We start from the raw sequence: 20,995 nt of genomic DNA, 5'->3' as shown, positions 1-20,995 counted from the left end.
TAAGCGTGCTGCGATTCAAGTTGGTTCACATAATAAATGGATAGTTGAAAATACGATGAAGACTATACCTGCGTGTACTGTTTAACGCATGAGGTATAGTCTTTCTTTTAGTAGAGAATGGAATATGTAATTTGAGTTTTTCTAAAATAACTATTTACAACCTTATAAGAAAGCGTTATCATACATTTACGAAGAGCAACTTGTATACAAGTATACTTGTAGTAACAGCAAGGGGGAACAAGTAGTGAAGGTAGGTATGATAGGTCTTGGCAAGATGGGATTCAATCTCGTTCGCAATATGATGCGTTACGATCATGAGGCGGTCGTATACGATGTGAATGCTGAACCAAGAGAGAAGCTAGCAGCTGAAGGGGCGGTTCCAGCGGCGACAATTGAAGAGCTTGTACATAAGCTCGATGCTCCACGTATTGTATGGATGATGGTGCCAGCAGGAGAGATCGTAGACAGCGTCGTCGATACACTGCTTCCCATATTGTCTCCAGGAGATATCGTTATTGATGGTGGCAACTCACATTATAAGCAATCGATCGCTCGTGGCGAAAAGTTGCAAGAGCAGGGCATTCATTACTTCGATGTTGGAACATCAGGTGGAACAGATGGGGCTGAGCATGGGGGCTGCTTCATGATTGGCGGCAACGCAGAAGTGTTCAACAACTTAGAGCCGTTGTTCCGCGATATGGCGGTCGATCACGGATACTTATATGCAGGTAAACTTGGAAGCGGTCACTTTTTGAAAATGATCCATAATGGTATCGAGTACGGTATGATGCAAGCGATTGCAGAAGGTTTCGAAGTACTTGAGAAGAGCGATTTTGACTTTGATTATGAGCAAGTAGCTCGCGTGTGGTCGAACGGTTCCGTAATTCGCAGTTGGCTAATGGATTTGACTCAAAATGCTTTTGCGAAAGATCCGAAGTTGGACGGCATACGAGGGGTCATGCATAGTTCTGGAGAAGGAAAGTGGACGGTAGAGACAGCGCTTGATTTGCAAGCTAGTACGCCTGTCATTGCTATGTCGTTAATGATGAGATATCGCTCACTTGATACCGATACTTTCCATGGCAAAGTTGTAGCAGCATTGCGCAATGAATTTGGTGGTCATGCTGTCGTATCGAAGTAACGAACGATAAAGCAACTGTACAGCCTATTTTCACACCAAAATGGATTGGGTAAGCCAGCATATGATAAGATAGATCTGACATGCCGTTTCGTTCGGATTTCGGCATTATCTATTTCATTAGGAAGAGTTGAATCATATGCACTATCCGTCAACATGGCTTCAGGGAGCCTCATTAGGTGAATGTATCGCATGCGAATTGCGTTTGCAAATTATTAAAGGAACGATTAAGCCAGACGAGGTTATTTCCGAGAATCGGGTAGCTGCTGACTTTGGAACAAGTCGTTCTCCAGTTAGAGAAGCGTTGAAAGCGTTATCCAATGAAGGGCTTATTCGACTTGAACGAATGGGAGCCGTTGTGATTGGGTTGACATTGGAAGATGTAAAGGAATTGTATGATGTTCGATATTTGATTGAAAGCTTTGTCCAGCAGCGTCTAGCTGATGTCGATCAGGAGCGGTTGATCACTCAACTGAATCAGATTATTGACAAGATGGAGCTTGCGGTCAAGTATAACGATGTCGTTGAATTTGCTTATCAGGATATTTCATTCCATGAAGCCATCATTGCGGCAGCAGAGCATCGTCGAATTCAACATCTTTGGAACAGTATCCGTCATATCGTATTGACAGTCCTGTTAATTACGACAGAGGAAGTATTCTCAATGGGAGAAGAGAAACTTCTAAATGTCATTGAAAAGCATAGAGAGCTGTTGCAGGGACTGCAGTCGAAGGATATAGAAGTCATTAAGCGCGGCGTCGAACAATATTTTGCTGACTCACGTCAAACCCTTGTTACAAGCCTTCCTCCCGAATAATTGGAGGTAAGGCAGTAAAAAGGTGCGGGTAAACTTGTCGACTAGTATACAATAAAATTCAGATTGAACGTACATCAAGGGAGGGCATTCTGATGAGCACGATTTTTGGTCTCAGTCATGAAGCAACATTGCTTGTTTGGACTTTTGTATCCATTGCATTCTTGATTGTCTTTATTGCGAAGTATAAGTGGAATCCTTTTGTTACTTTACTCTTGGCTGCATTAATGCTCGGCCTTCTATCTGGTATGAATCCGTTGGATGTCGTGAAGTCTGTCATCGGCGGAATGGGTGGTACGTTAGGTAAGATCGCCATTGTTATCGGTCTCGGAACAATGCTTGGTAAGATGATGGCAGAGTCCGGCGGTGCAGAACGAATTGCGACGACACTCGTTGATAAGTTTGGTGCGAAGCGCGTTCACTGGTCGATGATGTTTGTAGGCTTCATCGTTGGTATTCCGGTATTTTTCGAAGTTGGTCTTATTCTATTGATTCCAATTGTGTTCACCGTTGCACGTAAAACGAACATGTCACTATTGCAAATCGGTATTCCGATTCTTGCAGGTTTGTCTATTGTACACGGTCTTGTGCCTCCACATCCGGCACCGATGATTGCGATTGATGCTTTCAACGCTGACCTTGGTATGACAATTCTTTATTCCTTGATCGTAGGTTTACCAGCTGCGATTGTTGCTGGTCCTATCTTCGGTAAATATATTGGTAAGCGGATTCAAGTGCAGCCGCCTGCAAATTTAGAAGAGCAATTTGCTGTAAAAGGCGACATTAAGCTGCCTGGATTCGGAATTACGTTGTTTACGATTCTTTTACCCGTTATTCTAATGTTAGCTGGCTCTGCTGCACTTATTCTAGATCCAGAAGCAACAAGCAGCTGGACCGTATTCTTTGAGTTTATTGGGCACGAAGTCATTGCCTTGCTAATTTCAGTAGTATTCTCCTTCTATTCACTTGGCTTTGCACGTGGTTTCACGAAGGAAGACATTTCCCGCTTCAGCAGCGAGTGTTTGGCACCAACAGCAACGATTATTTTGATCATCGGTGGTGGCGGAGCGTTCAAGCAAGTGCTTATTGATAGTGGAGTAGGCGGTGCGATTGCTCAAATTGCAACACAAGCGAATGTAAATATTATTCTATTTGCTTGGTTAGTAGCAGCACTTATTCGTGTCGCTACTGGCTCCGCGACAGTTGCGATGACAACGGCAGCTGGAATTGTAGCTCCTGTTTTAGCAATGAACCCTGGCGTTAATGTTGAGCTTGTTGTATTGGCGACGGGCGCAGGTTCGATCGTATTATCTCACGTTAACGATGCAGGCTTCTGGATGGTTAAAGAGTTCTTTAACATGTCGGTCACACAAACGTTGAAGTCTTGGACCGTAATGGAGACGATACTATCTGTTGTAGCACTTGGCCTTATTCTTGCACTTAGTATGTTCGTTTAAATAGATGCAGTTCGAAAAGTCCGTTATAATCGGACTTTTTGAACATGCAATAAAGGTAGTGGATGGAAAGAAGGGTTATGTTATGAGCAAAGTTCTATATACGATCGGTATCGATATCGGTACAACGAGTACGAAGGCAGTTCTGTTCCAGGAAGACGGCACAGTCGTAGCAAAAGGCGGGGAAGAGTATCCTTTATTTACACCTAACGCCACGATTGCAGAGCAGAATCCGGAACAGATTTACCAAGCGGTCATTCAATCGGTTAAACAGGTGATGTCGAATAGCAACATATCGCCAGCCGATGTGCTATTCGTATCCTTTAGCTCCGCGATGCATAGTGTCATTGCTGTGGATGCGGTAGGTGATCCGTTGACGCCATGCATTACGTGGGCGGACAATCGGAGTGCTGCTTATGCCGCACGCTTGAAGCAGGAAATGAACGGGCATGAGCTGTATCGTCGTACAGGGACACCGATTCATCCGATGTCGCCGATAACGAAGCTAATGTGGCTGCGTGACGAAGAGCCGGAGCTATTTGCGAAGACAACCAAATTTATTTCAATTAAAGAATATGTATTTGCGAAGTTGTTTGGCAAATATGTCATAGATTACTCCATCGCTTCTGCGACAGGCATGTTTAATCTGCAGCAGCTCGATTGGGATGAGGAAGCGCTCCAAATAGCTGGTGTCGGCAGAGAACAGCTGTCAGAGCTCGTGCCTACGACGCATCAGATGAAGGGGTTGGATACGGCTTATGCCGGTGAGATGGGGCTTGATCCTGAAACAATCTTTATCGTGGGAGCAAGCGATGGCGTTCTGTCCAATCTCGGTGTTAATGCGATTCAGCCTGGAGTCGTAGCAGTTACAATCGGGACGAGCGGAGCGATTCGTACCGTAGTCGACCGCCCTGTTACTGACCCGAAAGGGCGTACGTTCTGCTATGCGTTAACAGACAAGCATTGGGTAGTTGGTGGTCCTGTAAATAACGGCGGCATGCTGTTCCGCTGGGTAAGGGACGAGCTTGCAGCATCCGAAGTGGAAGCTGCGAAGCGGCTTGGCATAGATCCGTATGATCTGCTCACGCAAATTGCTGAGCGCGTACGGCCTGGATCAGATGGACTGCTGTTCCATCCGTTCTTTACTGGTGAGCGTGCTCCGCTCTGGAATGCAGATGCGAGAGGCTCCTTCTTCGGCTTAACGATGCATCATCGTAAAGAGCATATGATTCGTGCGGTATTGGAAGGGATCATCTTCAATCTGTACACGGTGCTCTTAGCCATGGAAGAGCAGATCGGCAGACCTCATCGGATTCATGCGACTGGAGGCTTTGCTCGTTCAGAGCTTTGGCGTCAGATGATGGCAGACATTTTCGATCAGGAAGTGGTCATTCCAGAAAGCTATGAAAGCTCCTGCTTAGGTGCTGTCGTATTGGGTCTCTATGCAACGGGTAGAGCAGATTCGTTGGATGTTGTTTCGACGATGGTAGGCGCATCTCATGAGCATAAGCCTGTGAAGGAGCATGCGAAGTTGTATCATCAGCTGCTGCCGATCTTCATTTCCCTTCCACGCAGACTGGAAGAGGAGTATGCAGCGATGGCAAAATTCCAGCGAAATTTGTTGGAGGAGTAACCTAGCAAATTAGTAATAATGTCAGATAGATGTATCGTTAATTCAACATATATGTAAAAATAGGGCTGTCTCACATGGGATCGGTCCTCCAGAATGTTAGCCAGTTTGGATTGGTTCTAACAAATGGAGGCTCCACGCAGAGATAGCCCTTGTTATTGAGAGAAGCATGGTTCTAGATCTTGACTATAGCTTGTTAATTTGTAAGTGTCGACCAACACTTCTTCCCATAGTTCCAAATCAAACAAACGATATGCCAAGCCGCTATAGCAAGCAATCCCATCATTATTCCCAGCGTCATTCCTAAGCCAACACGAATAAAGGAAATGATAAGCGGTGTATGCAGATGAGCGAATGTGTTAACGAGAGAAATTTGACCAATGATGCTAATCGCGAAAATGATAATGCCAGCCTTCACCCTGCTTAATGCTAAATAAGCACCGAGGAAGAAGAGTGGATAGGCAAATAAAAACTCTTTTAGACGTGGGCGGACGCCCAGCGTTTGTTCTAACAAGGCACGGAACAATAACTCGATCGGTGAAACGACGCCGGAATTCCCAGTACGTATAAAATAATAAAGAAGAAATGCAGAGCAGGCTGCTGCAATTACGCACCAAAGTATGGTGATTGGCGTTAGCAAAATACGTTTAACAAATTGAGCTTTTTCTCGTAAAGACAGCTCGTTTTTATCAAAAAATAGTATATAAAGTGCGACAAAACCTATTGGAATAATACTTGCCAGCCCCACGCCTTGGAACTGATCGACTTTTAATAGAAACACGATGTCATTTAGTAAACTGACGATTACCATACCGCCGATAAGAGATATGATCGAAGTACGGATAAATAGAGTTACACCTGTTACGATTCGTTGTGCAGGAGATAGGGACAAGCTTTGCTTCTTGCGCAGTGTGCGGATGGCCAAGATGAGAGCAACTGTAGGTGCAGCGATGCACGAGCCTAACGCAATTATTTTATACAGCCACAATGGTGAAAGGACATATAATCCTGCGGATGCGACAGCTCCTAGTAGTAAACTTGGCAGCAGGAGGGCGGGATAGAAGCATCCTACCAGTAAAGCAATAATAGCAATACCGACCCCAATCATAAGCCACTTCCATAGTAACTGCATAGGAACTTCTTTCGTCTCAAATAAAGGCGCCTGTCCAACTTGAATGCTGAACTTTTCTAGTCGGGCAGTCACACTTTCTTCTCCATTCAAGATTGAATACAACGGTACTAGAGGATTGTCATAGGTTCCAGTACTTGCGCTAACAGCTGGTTTAGCGGAGATAAGGATGGTACGGATATTGCGATCCTTTACAGCTAGAACAAGTCGATCTGTAAATCTTGTCTTGAGTGCTTCAAGCTGCTTGTCATTAAGCGTGCCCATCAGTTTACCCGAATCGAAGTCGCTGAAAATATGTGTACGAATGATCTGATTATCGAGCTTGGAAGCGAGGGTCTGCAATCCGAGGGGCTCGGTTTTTTGCAATTCGGGTAGGGCCAGTTTTAGGCCGTGTTTAAGCATTAGCTCTGCTGTAAGCTTAATATTGTCATCTTGTTCTTTAATGGACTTTGTCACGCCAGGTACGCTCTCTCCATCGATCACCAATGTGTTTACTCCATAACTACGCAGCATCGATAGCGATTGGTTGAGAAAATTAGCGTCAAACGGACGGCGGTTAGATATGTAAGCAACGATGTCGAACTGCAGCTCATTTAGCATTTGCAAGGTGAGAGGATCGTAATCAAGCGGCATAATGGCCGCATCTTTTAGTGGCATTTCTAGAATGAGTCCATCTTGTTCGTTTAGTGTCCAACGATGGGTGGTAATGTTCAAACGTTGTGCTTGCTGTTCGATGAACTTGATCATTTGAGTTCGGCTATTCGGCTCCGTAAAAAGGATATAGGTGAAGTTCTCTTGAGGTGAAATCGGTTGAGAGGTCAATACGCTGACTTCGCGTGAGGAGTACATATCTATTCTGCGGCTTAAGTTCAGCTCTTGAAGTGTGCTTTCATGTACCGCAATGGCGTTAATGCCAGCCTCCTTCATGTTATTCAGCTGTTCTTGTATAAACGAAGCAGGGTGAAGTTGTGAATCTGACATTTGCAGCAGATCTCGATAATGCATAACGAATTGAACGCTGCGTGACGTGTTTTCCGTTGCTACACGTTGATAAACCAAGGGGATACTAGCCAGCATGCCAATGATGACAAAACACCATATCCATCGTTTTAACCTATCATTTCGAGATAGATTCATATTATCAACTCCAATGCATGATGAGGTTGTTCTACATTTGGATTGTAATGAATATCAGCTGAGATGTCTACATTTACCATAATTATTGTTGTTTTATATAACAGTTCGTTCTACCGCACTCATGTGGAAATTGCAGTAAATCAACTTCTGAGTAGATGTCACATTGGTGTAACAGAAGCGCATTATGATGAATGCGAGGTGAAAATATGAATTTTACTAGCAAATCAAAATGCAGCAGATTAGTATCGTCGCAAAACATGAAAAAGCACATATTCGCGCTATTAGCGATATGCCTTATGTTTACCACAGGATGTACGCCTACGGCACAGCCAACAAGGCCTGTTCCAGCACCAGACAACAACCAAATGGAAATAAACGTGAAAGAGCAGTACGGGAAAATTACTTTTTGGAACGAGCAGCGTAAAGGTACGAATTTTATGAATTCTACTTCGCTTCCGGATAATTATATGGCTGCGAAAGAAAGCAATATCGAGTTCGTTCGTCTTGCACCTGACAAATGGGGCAAGGACCCGGACATTTTCTTTAAGGACAAGCCTGACCCTGAACCAGAGAAAGATTTCCTCATTGGCAGTGCTAATGGGTACGAAGGTATTGTTGAAGAGGACTTTGCCAAATTGAAAAAAGATCTGGATGATGCGGCAGCGCGTGATATGAAAGTTATAGTTAGTGTATTAAGTCTTCCAGGTGATCGCTGGCGCCAATTCAATAATCGCTCGAATGATGATCGGATATGGCAGGATGAAAAATATCATGAGCAGGCAGCTCAGTTTTGGAAGGATCTCGCGACCCGTCTGAAGGATCACCCAGCTGTTGTCGGCTATAACTTGATTAACGAACCGCATCCAGAGACGGCAACGAAGTTCCATGATTTTTGGACGCAGGATTATAAGGCGTGGTACAGTAAAGTTGAAAATTCGACTGCGGATTTAAATAAGCTATATGATACGATTGTGAAATCCATTCGAACGGTAGATGCGGAAACGCCTATTATTTTGGACTCTGGGCTTTATGCCACACCGTGGGCATTCTCTTACTTAAAGCCAATTGATGATGACAAAGTGCTGTATGCTTTCCATATGTACGAGCCATATGAGATGACGAGCCAAAACAAACGCAAAGGATTTACTTACTCATACCCAGGAAAAGTAAAGGTAGGGGAAAATAAAGAGGAAAAAGAGTTTAACCGTGAGTCGTTGCAGCAATTTCTAGATCCCGTTGCGAAATGGGCAGCTGAGCATCAAATTCCGGCTAACCGCATCATTGCTGCTGAATTCGGTATTAACCGAATGGTAAGCGGTGCTGACCAGTACGTGGCTGATTTGATTTCTATTTTCAATGAGTACGGATGGCACTGGTCCTTCTATGCATTCCGTGAAGATACATGGGAAGGTATGGATTACGAACTTGGTACAGATAAGGCTCATTGGAAATACTGGGAGGCACAAGAAAAAGGGGAGCCCTATGTTTATGGCAACGATGATAGCCCGATATGGGACGTATTTAAAAAGGAGCTGAACAAATAGTTAGTAGACATAGAAAAGTGGAACGAATCAAGCGGTGGATAAAGTAATAGCTCTGATTGAAGCTGTGCAGCAGCAGCAGCAAAGTTGACAGAATCCTTATCTTGAATTATCTTTAATTCAAGATAATTTAAAGCGAGGAGATTTTGTTATGATATCGATAGATGCAACACAACTTACAGATAAAGATGCTTACAAGCTGTTAATTGGCAGTGTTGTGCCTAGACCAATTGCTTTTATTACGACCCTTTCTCAAGAAGGCGTATTGAATGCAGCTCCGTTTAGTTATTTCTCCATCGTATCCAGCAATCCGCCGATGCTTTCTGTATCGGTCCAACGCAAAGCGGGCGTGATGAAGGATACAGCGAGAAATGCGATTGAGTCTGGCGAGCTTGTGATCCATATCGTTGACGAAGCAATCGTAAAAGCTGTCAACGAGACTGCGGCGAATTTGCCGCCAAACGAGAGTGAAGTTGAGCGTGCTGGCTTAACTCCGATTGAGAGTGAATCGATTCGTGTTCCTGGAATTGTTGAATCTAAAATTCGCATGGAGTGTGTGCTTGAGAAGTCTATTCCACTGGGTGGTACAGATGAAACTCCTGCCAGTGATTTATTAATCGCTCGTGTCGTGCGTGCTCATATTGCGGATGATATCTACGAGGATGGACGTATTGATGCAGAGAAGCTGCAGCCTGTAAGCCGTATGGCCGGAAGCTATTATTCGTCGTTAGGGAAGCTGTTCTCGATTGAGCGTCCGCAGTGATATAATGGATGATACCTTTTAAGAGGCCAAGTGTTTGATGTACTTGGCCTTTTTTATATTCCTAAACTTAGTTATGGTATCATAGTCTAATGATGTCTAATACACAGCATACTAATTTCTAAGAGGTGGCACATGTCAATAGAGAGAAACGGTCATGTTTTAAAATACGAGGATGGGCGTTATTACATAGAAGAGGCGCCATATGCGACGGCAAAGCTTGATGAAGCAAAAATATATACGAAGTATTTCGACCTAGTGGAGGCACAAGGTGCTGCGCTTCGTCATACGGGTGAAGCAGTCAAAATTACTGCCGTCTCCTTCTATGTATGCAACATAGCTGAAAAGTAAGCTAGTACAATAAGCAAATGGCCCTTTTTATAGCTTGATATCGAATAAGAATATCCTTCTAGGAAATAGTAAAGAAATAACATTTCAGGAAGTGGGGCTTATCATGTCTAAGAAGATTGGGCTTATGTGCGGAAGCTTGCGAAAAAATTCATACAATCGCATCATTGCAAACACGATTGCGGATTTGAATGTTCCTGCTGCTTTTCATTTAATTGAGATTGGTGATCTCCCTCTATATAACGAAGATTTGGAAGCGGGCGAGCTGCCAGCATCCGTAGTGGCGTTTAATCAGGGGATCCGAGATGCGGATGGTATTGTGATCGTTACGCCGGAGTACAATTCCGGTATTCCCGGAGTGCTCAAAAATGCGCTCGATTGGGCTTCACGCCCGCCAAGATCCGGAGCTTTGCAGGGCAAGCCAGTAGGCATTGTTGGAGCGACACCTGGTGGACTAGGTACGGCATTAGCTCAAGTACAGCTACGACATACGCTGGAAGCGATGCAAGTTCCTTGTCTGCCTTTTCAAAAAGTACGTATTTCGCAGGTACATGAGAAAGTCAATGCCGAGCTGAAAGTCGTATCGGATGAACGTACGAAGCAGAACATTCAAAGCTACATCGAGCATTTTGTAACATGGATTGAACATCGCTCTAATTAAAGGCTCATATTCACAAGTAAGGCACGACTAAGACGAGACATGAAATAAGGCATCAGCTAGCATATAACATGCAGTTGATGCCTTACTTTTTTGCTCGTTTTTTTAGTATGGTCATGATCAGCAGAACCAAAGGAATGATCGTCGATGGTATAAGACTTGTGTAAGGATAGGTTGTATAGTCGAATTCAATAATACTAGCTGAGCCATTCGTAAAGCTTTTTTCACTCAATCCGAACAAGAGTAATGCTGTCGGTATATGGAGCCATTTCGTATCAGGCAAAGAAAATAAATATTGAATACACCTCATAGCCACATATAACGCGAGTATGCCTTCAAATATTACGAGCATGGTCCAAAATCCTATGGATACAATTTCAAATCGCTCAATGTCATCCCCGATTCGTACCATACTAATAGCCGTGAAAAATGGATACGTTTTAATCTCAGCTAGATAAGGGCCGATTGAGCCTATAGTTAAATAAGTGGCACTAAAGAAATAGATCCCTGCTAAAATAATGGCGATCATCGAATTTCGTGAAACAGCCTTCTTATCTTTGACGCGAGCAAATACAGCTGCGAACACAATAATTTTGCTAAATGGAAACGCGTACGTGCTAAATGATGTATAGGCAATCTGCTTACCTGAACTTTGGAACATTGGTAAGAATGGATTTATATCGATGAGGCTAGCTATTAATACACATACCGCAGTTAGTGAAATAACAGCGAGTGGCAGTATAATTTGAGCGGCTCTGCCTATCGTTTCAAGTCCTAAATAAGCAGCATAGGCTGTAACGATAAAAATGAGTAGATTAAATACATAGCTCGGTGTTTTTGGCATAATAGCCGTCGTATAGAAGACGGTTAATGCTTTACTCGTTAGCATACATAACTCAAAGCAATAGTAAAGGAAAATGATCATGAAACCTTTCCCAATCCATTTCCCAACCAATTGCTCTGTGTATTCAAATATCGTCTGTTCTGGGAATTGTCGTTGTATGTATAGCAGAATTCCTAACAATAATAAGCTTCCAAGCGTCGCAAAAAGAATAGACATCCAAGCGTCTGTGCCCAGCATTTTAATTTCCAGCATATATAGCGTAGCGAATCCTGATAAATAGGTGAAAATCAAATATCCGAGTTGCAGTGAAGAAATTTTTCCATTTTCGCCCATGAAATGTACTCCCTTGAATTAAAGTCCTAATACATGCTGTCTTATGTAGTTTGAGACAGGACGATATAGCAATCGATCGATGCTCTCTGGGGTAGGCATTGGCCAATCTGCAATGATGGCGACCGTATACATGATTCCGAATAGAGAAAGGGCTGAAAAAACAAACAGTCTGCGTTTCTCATGCCTTTTCCGTAAATGAACAATAGCCCCAACCGTATAAGGGACATATAGGATTAGCAGGATGTAAAGCATGTTCACAAACTTCGCTCCTTTCTACTACTGAACATTACCGGTATTCCATATCGTTAGATTGACTGTGACATGTACAGGCATTTCTTTAAATATAGCATTCCACTTTGGCTGTATTTGTTTCCATCTATCAGGATGATGCTGATAAATGTGGTTCCCGAAACCCAAATAATCTACATTCACTTTACTTTGTGCCGTTGTAATGACACTTTGGATTTCCTGTTGTATCGTTTTCTTGATAATATTTTCTAAAGTGGGTATGTTCATTTGATTTGCAGTTTGATTATGCTTAAGTTCATTAATCATGCAGGTAAAGTCAAAATGAATATCCATTTCTGGTTGATCACCAACAAAGTAAGAGCGAATTTTCCTCGACTTAATGGCGATCTGAGCCGTAATACTGTCAAAATCATAATCCTGATCCTTCACGACAAAGGTAGCTTGAACTTTGTCTTTGTCCGGATCCGTCAATAAACGCACGATTGCAGTTTCATCACTAGAGAGCCAGTTAACGAACGTTCCCTTATGTAAAAGAGCCGATCCATGCAATGCCAGTACGGGTTCTGACTTTTCTCTAGGTGTTCTCGTTACGACTCGCCCTGTTATATAGCCTTGTGTTGAATTTGCATTTTTGTTTATTAAATCTTTTACGGAAATACCTAAGCTGTTGCCCGTTTCATCTTGATTGCGTATCATACCAAACAGTTCATTAACGACAAGATCTTGCGTTTCGGGCTTCGTTTTCAATATTTGATCCGCATTTACGTCACTAATTAGCACAAGGCTTGTACTCCGAATTTCTCGATTGCGTTGTAAAAAATCAATAATTTCGGGCATCGAATGACGAGCCGCATCTCGACTGATGATAAATACACGATTATGGAACCAAAACAGCTTTTTACTAGCCCGATATCGCAAATGTTGGGCACTTTCCATAATCGAGTCGCCTGTAGCTGAGCCGAGCCATTCGTTGAGTGAATCTTGCTGCGTTGCGTTGGTCCCTTTACTTGTAGGCTGCAGGGTATAGACGGTAATTCGATGCTTGTTCGTGTCTTTATCCCAATCGATGCCGGTTGCCATGACGATCGAAACTTGATTCAGCTCACGAATATCTGTGGAGCAGCTAGATAACAAGATGAGCAGGCATATGCAGATGAAAGTATAGGCGGCGAAGCGGCGATCCCATAGCATAATATTACTCCTTACTTTTCGAATACTCGTCTAATTGACTCGTTTGGTATTCCGGAAGCGATGTGGTGCTGTCCTTCCATTCTCTTAATTGGTAAGGAACAATAAATATGTTCTTGAGCCAGCTTTTCCAATGCATGGGGGCAACTGGTGACAACAGAGGTGCTCCAAATGAACGCAGTGAGCTTACATGCAAAATTAGCATCAGACTGCATATGGCAATGCCAAATACTCCAGTAGCGGCCGCAATAAACATAATCGGAAAGCGCATGATTCGAAAAGCAATTGCTGCATTGAACGCAGGAATCGCGAACGAGGCAATGCCTGTTGTAGCAACGACGATAACCATTGGTCTTGATACGATGCCAGATTGAACCGCTGCTTCCCCGATAATTAACGCTCCAACAATACTAATCGTCTGTCCTACCGTACGAGGCAAGCGAATACCAGCTTCACGCAGCAATTCGAACGCAATCTCCATAATTAACGCTTCAATAAACGTTGGAAACGGGACTCCTGACTTGGCTGCACTGAAAGTTAGCAGCAGCGGTGTCGGGAGCATTTCCTGATGGAAAGTGGTAAGCGCCACGTACAAAGAAGGCCCTAATAAAGAAATGACAAGCGCAAGAATTCGTAAAGCTCTAGTTACATTTGCAAAATAAAAGCGCTCATAATAATCTTCACTTGCCTGTAAAAAGTCCGTAAACAGCGTAGGGATAATAAGGACGGAAGGTGTCCCATCTACCAAAACAACAATTCTGCCTTCATTCAACGCAGCAACAATTCGGTCAGGACGCTCTGTCATCGCGATTTGTGGGAATGGTGTAAATACATGATCTTGAATTTGTTCTTCTAATTGAGCACTTTCGATCAACGTATCCAGCTTGACTTGTCCGATTCGTTTTTCAAACTCCGCTAGCACCTTTTTATCTACAAGATGTTGTAAATAAACAGCTTGGACCTCCGTATTGCTATTGCTGCCAATCGTGTATTTTTTCGTTTTTAAATAGGGCGTTTTTAATCGTCGATAAATCATCGCAAGATTCGTTTGAATCTGCTCAGTAAAGGATTCTCTCGGTCCTCTCACAACAGGCTCTGTTTTCGATTCTTCGATGGAGCGTGTTTGGTAACCTGGGATAGGTATACCGTACGCTTCTTCTTTACCTTGTACAAAGCAAATGAAACCAGCGTTAAATAAGAAGGAAGCGATAGCTTGATGATCAGTAAATGTCTGTATGGTACCCATTGCTGACAAGCATTCCATAATCGTATCTTCGTTTATTTCGTCTATGTTCAGTTGGAGCAGCTGTGTGTTCAAATGTTTCTCGTCGATTAGAATATCCAAATAGCATATAGCCAGGGTTGATTCTATATCCGAAGCTTGCAGGATGCGATACTTAAAGTTAGAGTTGTCCGTAAAAAACGTAGACAAAGTTGCTAAATTGGTATCAACTTGTTCTACGACGACAGATCGCTCTTGTGCTGCTTGCACATTAGATTTGTTAGGCATATTTGGATCACCTCACCAAATATGGTTCTTCAAGCACAGCTGATTTATGCAAATGTAAGTTCATGTTAGCGTATTAAACAGTGGTGAATTTGTGTGAAGTGGAGAGAATCATCATTTCTTGTAGAATGAGATTCTCTATTTTTTCTTGTCGAATCGTTTAGTAGAGCAAAACTATGAAAATGCATCAGTTTACAAAAAAATTAAATAGTGACAACGAGGCGTCTATCAAATTATAATACAGGTGTTAACTAATATATGGAAATGAGGGGTATGACGTACGCTTTATCTCGTTTTTAAAAGTATTTTTGTAAGCGCTCTATTTATTGGCGATCAGAATCCTACATTCGATTTTTCAACAGATATCGCAGTTTTACGCTGTACGAAATCAACTAGAATGTGCTGAGAGAAACCAAAAATGTAGAGGAGGCTCATTATGAAATCGAAGAAACAATCATCACAACGTAAAAATATGGTGCGTAATATTAGCGCAGTACTTGGTGCGGCTATGATCGTATCCACTCCAGTTGCAGGAGCAGCAGCGTATGCAGCACCGAGCAATTCTTTCGCTGTAGCGCAAGTTACGGCACCTGCATGGAATGCGAGTACGGCTTACACTGCAGGCGCTAAAGTAAGCTATAATGGTAAAACTTATGAAGCGAAATGGTGGACGCAGGGCGAAAATCCCGAAAGCTCTAGTGCATGGAAACTGGTTACTACTGAACCAAACCCGGGCGGTGGAAATGATACAGTAGCTCCTAGCGTACCAACAGGACTTGTCTCATCTAGCCCAACCACAACATCTCTTACTTTGTCTTGGACTGCATCGACCGATAATGTTGGCGTATCCAAATACGATATTTTTAGAAATGCGGTCAAAGTAGGCTCCTCAACGACAACTTCCTATACGGATACTGGCTTGACGGCTAACACGGCTTATAGTTATACAATTAAAGCATTAGATGCGGCAGGCAATACTTCAGCTGCAAGTACAGCACTTTCTGCAACAACATCGAATACCGGAAATGGAGAAGGTCCACTCCTCCCAGTTGGTGGAAGCCGTGTCATTACGGATCAGCAAATTCAACAAACTTGGGGCGGTATTGATCCACAGTATTCTCCAGCTCAAGCGATCCAAGCTGTAAACGCTGCTCTTCCTAGAACCGAATATGAAGCGTTGTTCCCATTGCGCACTGGTACTCCAGGATGGCATCAAAAAGCGGCAGGTAAGCCTTATTACAAGCCTGGACAAACAGACTACTACTCCTATGATAATTTGATTGCGGCTGTTCGCGATGTTGCGAATATCAAATATAAAGAAGTTTACCGTGGACCTAGCAACTGGACAAAGCAAATTTGGCGTCTGGACAAGACTACAAAGACAGAAACACTCTTGTTTGAAGAAAAAGAGTTTAACGCAGAGTGGAACATCGGTAAGCCAACACGTTCTAGAATCGTTGATTTTGGTACTTTCTTAAAAGAAGGAACAGAAGTGAACCGTAAGCGTGAGCTCGCTGCCTTCCTAGCGAATATTTCGCATGAAACAGGTGGAGGCTGGCCAGGTGCTCCAGGTGGAGAACTAAGCTGGGCACTATTCTTTAACGAAGAAGTTGCCTATGTGAACGGTCAAGGCGGTATTGGATATGTGCAAAGCAACAGTGACTATCCACCAGTGGCAGGAAAATCTTATCATGGTCGCGGTCCAATCCAGTTGAGCTGGAACTACAACTATGGTTTGATCGGCTCCATTATTTTCGGTGATAAGAATGTATTGCTGAATAACCCTGAGAAAATTACAGACGATGGTCGACTTGGCTTTATGACAGCTATTTTGTTCTGGATGACGCCTCAAGATCCTAAGCCTTCTTGCCATGACATTATCGTTGGCAATTATGTGCCGACAGCAGCACAGCTTGCTAAAGGACTTGTACCTGGCTTTGGTGCAACGATTATGGTTATTAACGGAGCACAAGAAGGTAATCGCGATGAATCAGATGTTCGCGTAGGCCGCCGTGTAGCTCACTACATCGAAATTACGGGTCGTGCTGGTGTTAACATTCAAGGCGAGAAGTTGAATACACTTGGTATGCAGGCATTCTAATATCATATTCAATTAGTCGAGAGCGACGGGGAAACCCGTCGTTTTCTTTTGCTTCCATTGTTTCCATGAAGGTGCGATCATTCAACTGTAGAGAGAAGTAACAAAAAAATGAGCGAGAAAACCGTAGCTGGCTCCTCGCTCATACTTGTTTAATTAGACAGAATATAGGATCACATCGTTGCTGAAATAAAATGCGTTATGAAACTTTTGCTTTTGATGGAGCTTTTCGCAAGCCGGTCATAATATGCCCCATAGGCAGCTTGGACAGCACATAAGTTAGCATGACGGATAAGAACGAAGCAATCATAAAGGCAATTATGGTACGCAGCGTTACATTGATATAGTTAGAGAAATAGTCAGGCAGCCAGTAGGATACTCCTAGCACAAATGCATGTACGAGATAAGCACCATAAGAGTAATGACTAATAAACGTAATAACACGACGGGTACGGTTGTTCGCAACGTTGCTTACTCGCATGCAAAATAGATAAGTAGCAAATACGGAGCTTATCAAAAATATCGCCGTCACAGGCCGCAGCAGAAGCAGTTGGCTATATTCTGTTTTCAGTGCTGGAAGAAGCCCGAAGCTTGAAATCGTACGATACGCCATAATACCGCTCATTACGATAAATATGGAATATATCCAACTAGCGTGGCGATTAATCCATGCTCTCCAGTGTGTTATGGTCAGACCAGCCAATGCGCCAAGTGCAAAGTAATAGAAGAAGTTAAGTGCATTTCGATCCGCATATTTAGTCAATATAGGTGTAATCAATGGAATGTTCCAGCGTGCAGCCGTTACATGAATAGGGTATGTCATTAGCACGATATAAACGATTCCGAGTATGGCGAAAGCTGTATAAACAGCGACTGGTGTGCAAATCCATCTCCTTGCTTGCATGATGATAAAGCGAGATATAGGGAACGTAATATACAGCTGAATAATCATGATGACATACCAAAGATGGTAAGATGCTTTACCTGTCAGAAATACATCTCCAAATCTGTAGACTGCTGTAATAAGGTCCTTATTTTGAAATAGCAAATAAATAAAAGACCAAAACAAGTACGGTACGATAATATCGCTAAACCGCTTCTTAATAAATGTCCCGTAATTCAACCGACCATCGTAATTATAAAATAAAACGAGTCCTGTTACGAAAATAAACATAGGGACGGCAAACTTAGAGATAAGCAGTAAAAACGTAAAGGCAACACCGTCTGCTAAATGGGCCTCAGGGACAAAAATGTAATGCCCAATGGAGTGCTGCAGGACAACAGCGAGAAACGCAAGTGCTCTAATATAGTGAATTTCTTCGATATGTTCTTTTTTCATTGTTACATTATAACCAGAAATGATGATGGACACTAGTCGAATTTTCGTCATTAATGATTCGAGTTTTGTTGCTACAACTTGTCTGCAACGTAATAATTCGAAATTACAAGGATGCGGCGATTGCTTTTTCTTGTGAACGAAGTATCGTGAACTCTTTCTTAATCATCATAAATATCCACAGCACCATCACAGCATCTATGGCAAGTGAGCCCCAGTAAATGCCGGATACACCGATAAACTCAGGCAGAATAAGCATAATCGGAATATAGAAGATCACTTGCCTTACAATTCCGATAATAGCAGCTGGTTTGCCTTTATCAATAGAAGGGAAGTTTGCGCTTGGATGATAATTGACGAGATTTTCTTCTTTTAAGTTGAGTATGTGAGTGGATACAAATTCTGTTAAAGATTGACGAATAAGGGGCAGTATGATAGGTTAAAAACGACAATGATAATCATTATCAATTAATCGTTATACATGTGCTTATTTTATTCGTGCAATTGATCAAATTGATGGGGTGGTTCTACGTGAGTTCACAAATAGAGTTACAACTAGACAGAAGCTCAATTGCTTCAGGCGACAGCCGGAAAACCAGTTTAATAGAAGTAAAAGCATTCATCGACGAGCATTATGATGAACCAATTTCGATTGGATTGCTTGCAGAGATGGCTAATGTGTGTCCGAAATACTTTGTTGATTTATTCAAAAAGACATTTGGCCAAAGCACCATGGATTATGTAACGAATGTCCGCATTAATCATGCGAAACGATATTTAGCCGAAACAGACTGCTTGCTGCGTGATATCGCTGTCAAAGTGGGATATAAGGATGAATTCTACTTTAGTCGTAAATTTAAAAAAGAAGTCGGCGTTTCTCCATCCGATTTTTCCAAAAATACACGGAGAGTGATTGCGACTTGCTCTTCATCGATTATTGGCCAGCTGCTGCCTTTGAATGTGATGCCTGCAGTAGCACCGCTCGACGCGAAATGGACACCCTATTATTACAATGTTTACCACTCTGAAATAAAGTCCCACTTAAAGCTTACAGCTCCTTATCATGACAGTAATTTTGAAGAGAATGCTGAAAAATTATTTCAAGCCAAGCCTGATGCGATTATTGGAATGGATCATCTATCAGCAGAGGAGATCAGCAAGCTAGAGCATATTGCACCTGCGCTTGTAGTTCCAGCAGAGGCAGGATGGAGAGAGCAGCTAACGATGATTGCTGCGTTTTTAAATAAAGAAGAGCAAGCCAAACAGTGGATCGAGCAATACGAGCAACGAGTTCAATATGCACGTTCACAAATTGATCAGGTTGTCGGTAAAGAGAGTGTGTTGGCGCTGCGTATATTCGGCTCCAGTATTCATGTGTACAGCAATCGTGGTTTAGAGGAAGTGTTGTACGAAGACTTGCAGTTGGAACCTGCCTATGGAATAAGCGTCAGGAATAATCAACAGATTACGATAGCGAAGCTGCTGCAGCGTAATCCAGATCGTCTATTTATAGCGGTATGTCCGGAAGCTTCGTCTCGAAGATACTGGCTTGGATTACAGCATTCTGCCGAATGGAGAAAGCTAAAAGCAGTCGCGAATCGCAATGTATATATGATTTCTTCTGATCCGTGGTTTGAATACTCTGCCCTCGCTATTAGCAGGATGCTCGATGAAGCTTTGCTCCTTTTTACAGGAGATTGTCCAAATGCACTTCTGGATAATAGCCATGGTGTATCGTTCGCCACCTAATATATACTCGACTTAATTGAGAATTATTATCAAAGAGGAGATGAAGTATGTTGGACAGCTTTCTGAATGGAAAGAACCTTTGGAGAACACGAGTATCAGCAATCGTGTGCTCTGCAATCATAGTTGGTTTGCTGGCTGGCTGCGGAGATAGCACCAGCAAAGAAGCTGCATCTGCAAAGCAAGCGAGCTCGAATGCTTCCTCCACTGAAGTTGCTCCTGCTGGACAGCAAAGTGGTACGTCTAGTGAGCGAACGATAACCGACGAAGTTGGCAATGAAGTTAAGCTGCCAGCAGAGGTGCAGCGTGTATTCGCACCAAATATGGAGGATTCGTTAGTTGCACTGGGCGTAAAGCCTGCTGCGCAATGGTCGAATGGGAAGCTGGGCCATTTTTATTTACAAGATCAGCTGAAGGATGTACCTAAGATCGATCTTTCAGGAGGTCTTCCATCACCGGAAGTGTTAATGGCTCATAATCCCGATCTTATTATTTTGCACACGGAGTCATATGCCAAGAACGGTACATACGAGAATTATGCCAAAATTGCCCCAACGTATGTGTTCAAGAACGCCGCTGGAGATATTGAAAAGTCTCTAGTTACAATGGGGGATTTGCTTGGTAAGTCGAACGAGGCAGAGCAGGCCGTACAAGCTTATCGGCAAAAAGTGAGTGAAGCGAAAGCTAAGCTTAGCACTGTGGTAGGTGACAAAAAGGTTGCGATAATCCGATTTGCCCCTCGGGGTGTCAGTTTGATGGGCGCGCAATATTTCTGTGGGTTTGCACTGCACCAGGATTTGGGGCTGGGTATGTCTAAGCTCGTTGAAAATAAAACAGCGGCCAATATTTCATTAGAAATACTACCTGAATTGGATGCCGACTTTATATTTGTTATCAATGCTTATGATCAAGGAACGGAGCGCATGACAGAAATGATGGCAAGTGACATTTGGAAGAGCATGCCGGCTGTCAAAAATGGTCATGTATATGAAGTGAATAATCAGCATTGGCTAGGAAGCGGTCTTGTCGCGTATGAAAAAATTATTGACGACACGGTGCGATTACTAACGAGCAAATAGGGAGGA

At 43.0% G+C, this 20,995-nt stretch carries 18 protein-coding genes; 11 read left to right on the top strand and 7 right to left on the bottom strand.

The window, feature by feature from the left end; genetic code table 11:
* Positions 1-244 precede the first annotated feature (244 nt).
* The 4 genes from gnd to gntK all read left to right on the top strand — a co-directional run bounded on the left by gnd (position 245) and on the right by gntK (position 5,039).
* Positions 245-1,141 (top strand): phosphogluconate dehydrogenase (NAD(+)-dependent, decarboxylating), encoded by an 897-nt coding sequence (gnd, locus tag FPZ44_RS11815; protein WP_144990404.1) that lies wholly within the window; start codon positions 245-247, stop codon positions 1,139-1,141.
* Positions 1,142-1,277: 136 nt separating this feature from the next.
* A complete protein-coding gene (locus tag FPZ44_RS11810; protein WP_144990402.1) occupies positions 1,278-1,955 on the top strand; it encodes a GntR family transcriptional regulator in 678 nt (225 codons plus the stop codon).
* A gap of 92 nt (positions 1,956-2,047) precedes the next feature.
* Positions 2,048-3,409, top strand: coding sequence for a GntP family permease (locus FPZ44_RS11805; RefSeq protein ID WP_144990400.1), 1,362 nt, complete (start codon positions 2,048-2,050; stop codon positions 3,407-3,409).
* 82 nt (positions 3,410-3,491) lie between these two features.
* Positions 3,492-5,039, top strand: coding sequence for a gluconokinase (gntK, locus tag FPZ44_RS11800; protein WP_144990397.1), 1,548 nt, complete (start codon positions 3,492-3,494; stop codon positions 5,037-5,039).
* A 193-nt stretch (positions 5,040-5,232) separates the two neighbouring features.
* Here gntK and FPZ44_RS11795 read toward each other — a convergent pair whose 3' ends face one another.
* Positions 5,233-7,302 (bottom strand): DUF5693 family protein, encoded by a 2,070-nt coding sequence (locus FPZ44_RS11795; protein WP_144990395.1) that lies wholly within the window; start codon positions 7,300-7,302, stop codon positions 5,233-5,235.
* A 365-nt stretch (positions 7,303-7,667) separates the two neighbouring features.
* Here FPZ44_RS11795 and FPZ44_RS11790 point away from each other — a divergent pair, with 365 nt between their 5' ends.
* From FPZ44_RS11790 to FPZ44_RS11775, 4 genes are all read left to right on the top strand, one after another.
* Positions 7,668-8,846, top strand: coding sequence for a glycoside hydrolase family 5 protein (locus FPZ44_RS11790; RefSeq protein ID WP_261378384.1), 1,179 nt, complete (start codon positions 7,668-7,670; stop codon positions 8,844-8,846).
* A gap of 148 nt (positions 8,847-8,994) precedes the next feature.
* Entirely contained in the window at positions 8,995-9,606 is a 612-nt protein-coding gene (locus FPZ44_RS11785; RefSeq protein WP_144990391.1) for a flavin reductase family protein, read from the top strand.
* A 132-nt stretch (positions 9,607-9,738) separates the two neighbouring features.
* Complete coding sequence (locus FPZ44_RS11780; protein ID WP_144990389.1) at positions 9,739-9,954, top strand: hypothetical protein; 216 nt, start codon at positions 9,739-9,741, stop codon at positions 9,952-9,954.
* Positions 9,955-10,057: 103 nt separating this feature from the next.
* Complete coding sequence (locus tag FPZ44_RS11775) at positions 10,058-10,612, top strand: NADPH-dependent FMN reductase (protein WP_144990387.1); 555 nt, start codon at positions 10,058-10,060, stop codon at positions 10,610-10,612.
* An 82-nt stretch (positions 10,613-10,694) separates the two neighbouring features.
* On the opposite strand, the gene FPZ44_RS11770 is transcribed toward FPZ44_RS11775, so the two are convergent.
* Genes FPZ44_RS11770 through FPZ44_RS11755 form a run of 4 tightly spaced genes read right to left on the bottom strand, consistent with a single transcriptional unit; the run spans position 10,695 to position 14,733 of the window.
* Entirely contained in the window at positions 10,695-11,786 is a 1,092-nt protein-coding gene (locus FPZ44_RS11770) for a GerAB/ArcD/ProY family transporter (protein ID WP_144990385.1), read from the bottom strand.
* A gap of 18 nt (positions 11,787-11,804) precedes the next feature.
* Positions 11,805-12,044 carry a hypothetical protein gene (locus FPZ44_RS11765; protein ID WP_144990383.1) on the bottom strand — a complete coding sequence of 80 codons (240 nt, stop codon included), beginning with the start codon at positions 12,042-12,044 and terminating at the stop codon, positions 11,805-11,807.
* Between the two features lie 18 nt (positions 12,045-12,062).
* Entirely contained in the window at positions 12,063-13,226 is a 1,164-nt protein-coding gene (locus FPZ44_RS11760) for a Ger(x)C family spore germination protein (protein WP_144990381.1), read from the bottom strand.
* Positions 13,227-13,230: 4 nt separating this feature from the next.
* Positions 13,231-14,733 (bottom strand): spore germination protein, encoded by a 1,503-nt coding sequence (locus FPZ44_RS11755; protein ID WP_144990379.1) that lies wholly within the window; start codon positions 14,731-14,733, stop codon positions 13,231-13,233.
* Positions 14,734-15,166: 433 nt separating this feature from the next.
* Between FPZ44_RS11755 and FPZ44_RS11750 the strand changes: the two genes are divergently transcribed.
* Complete coding sequence (locus FPZ44_RS11750) at positions 15,167-16,831, top strand: glycoside hydrolase family 19 protein (protein WP_144990377.1); 1,665 nt, start codon at positions 15,167-15,169, stop codon at positions 16,829-16,831.
* A gap of 196 nt (positions 16,832-17,027) precedes the next feature.
* Here FPZ44_RS11750 and FPZ44_RS11745 read toward each other — a convergent pair whose 3' ends face one another.
* Positions 17,028-18,167 (bottom strand): acyltransferase, encoded by a 1,140-nt coding sequence (locus tag FPZ44_RS11745; protein WP_186786019.1) that lies wholly within the window; start codon positions 18,165-18,167, stop codon positions 17,028-17,030.
* 103 nt (positions 18,168-18,270) lie between these two features.
* Complete coding sequence (locus FPZ44_RS11740; protein WP_222429802.1) at positions 18,271-18,444, bottom strand: hypothetical protein; 174 nt, start codon at positions 18,442-18,444, stop codon at positions 18,271-18,273.
* Between the two features lie 251 nt (positions 18,445-18,695).
* Between FPZ44_RS11740 and FPZ44_RS11735 the strand changes: the two genes are divergently transcribed.
* Both FPZ44_RS11735 and FPZ44_RS11730 read left to right on the top strand, forming a co-directional pair.
* Positions 18,696-19,913, top strand: a complete 1,218-nt coding sequence (locus FPZ44_RS11735) for an ABC transporter substrate-binding protein (protein WP_144990373.1) — start codon at positions 18,696-18,698, stop codon at positions 19,911-19,913.
* Between the two features lie 47 nt (positions 19,914-19,960).
* On the top strand, positions 19,961-20,989 hold the full coding sequence (locus tag FPZ44_RS11730; protein ID WP_144990371.1) for an ABC transporter substrate-binding protein: 1,029 nt from the start codon (positions 19,961-19,963) through the stop codon (positions 20,987-20,989).
* The last annotated feature ends 6 nt before the right edge of the window (positions 20,990-20,995 follow it).

Origin of the sequence: Paenibacillus agilis (assembly GCF_007786455.1) — a bacterium.
Classification (GTDB): domain Bacteria; phylum Bacillota; class Bacilli; order Paenibacillales; family Paenibacillaceae; genus Paenibacillus_B; species Paenibacillus_B agilis.
The sequence above is the reverse complement of the archived record's forward strand: the minus strand, read 5'-3'. Positions and strand labels throughout refer to the sequence as shown.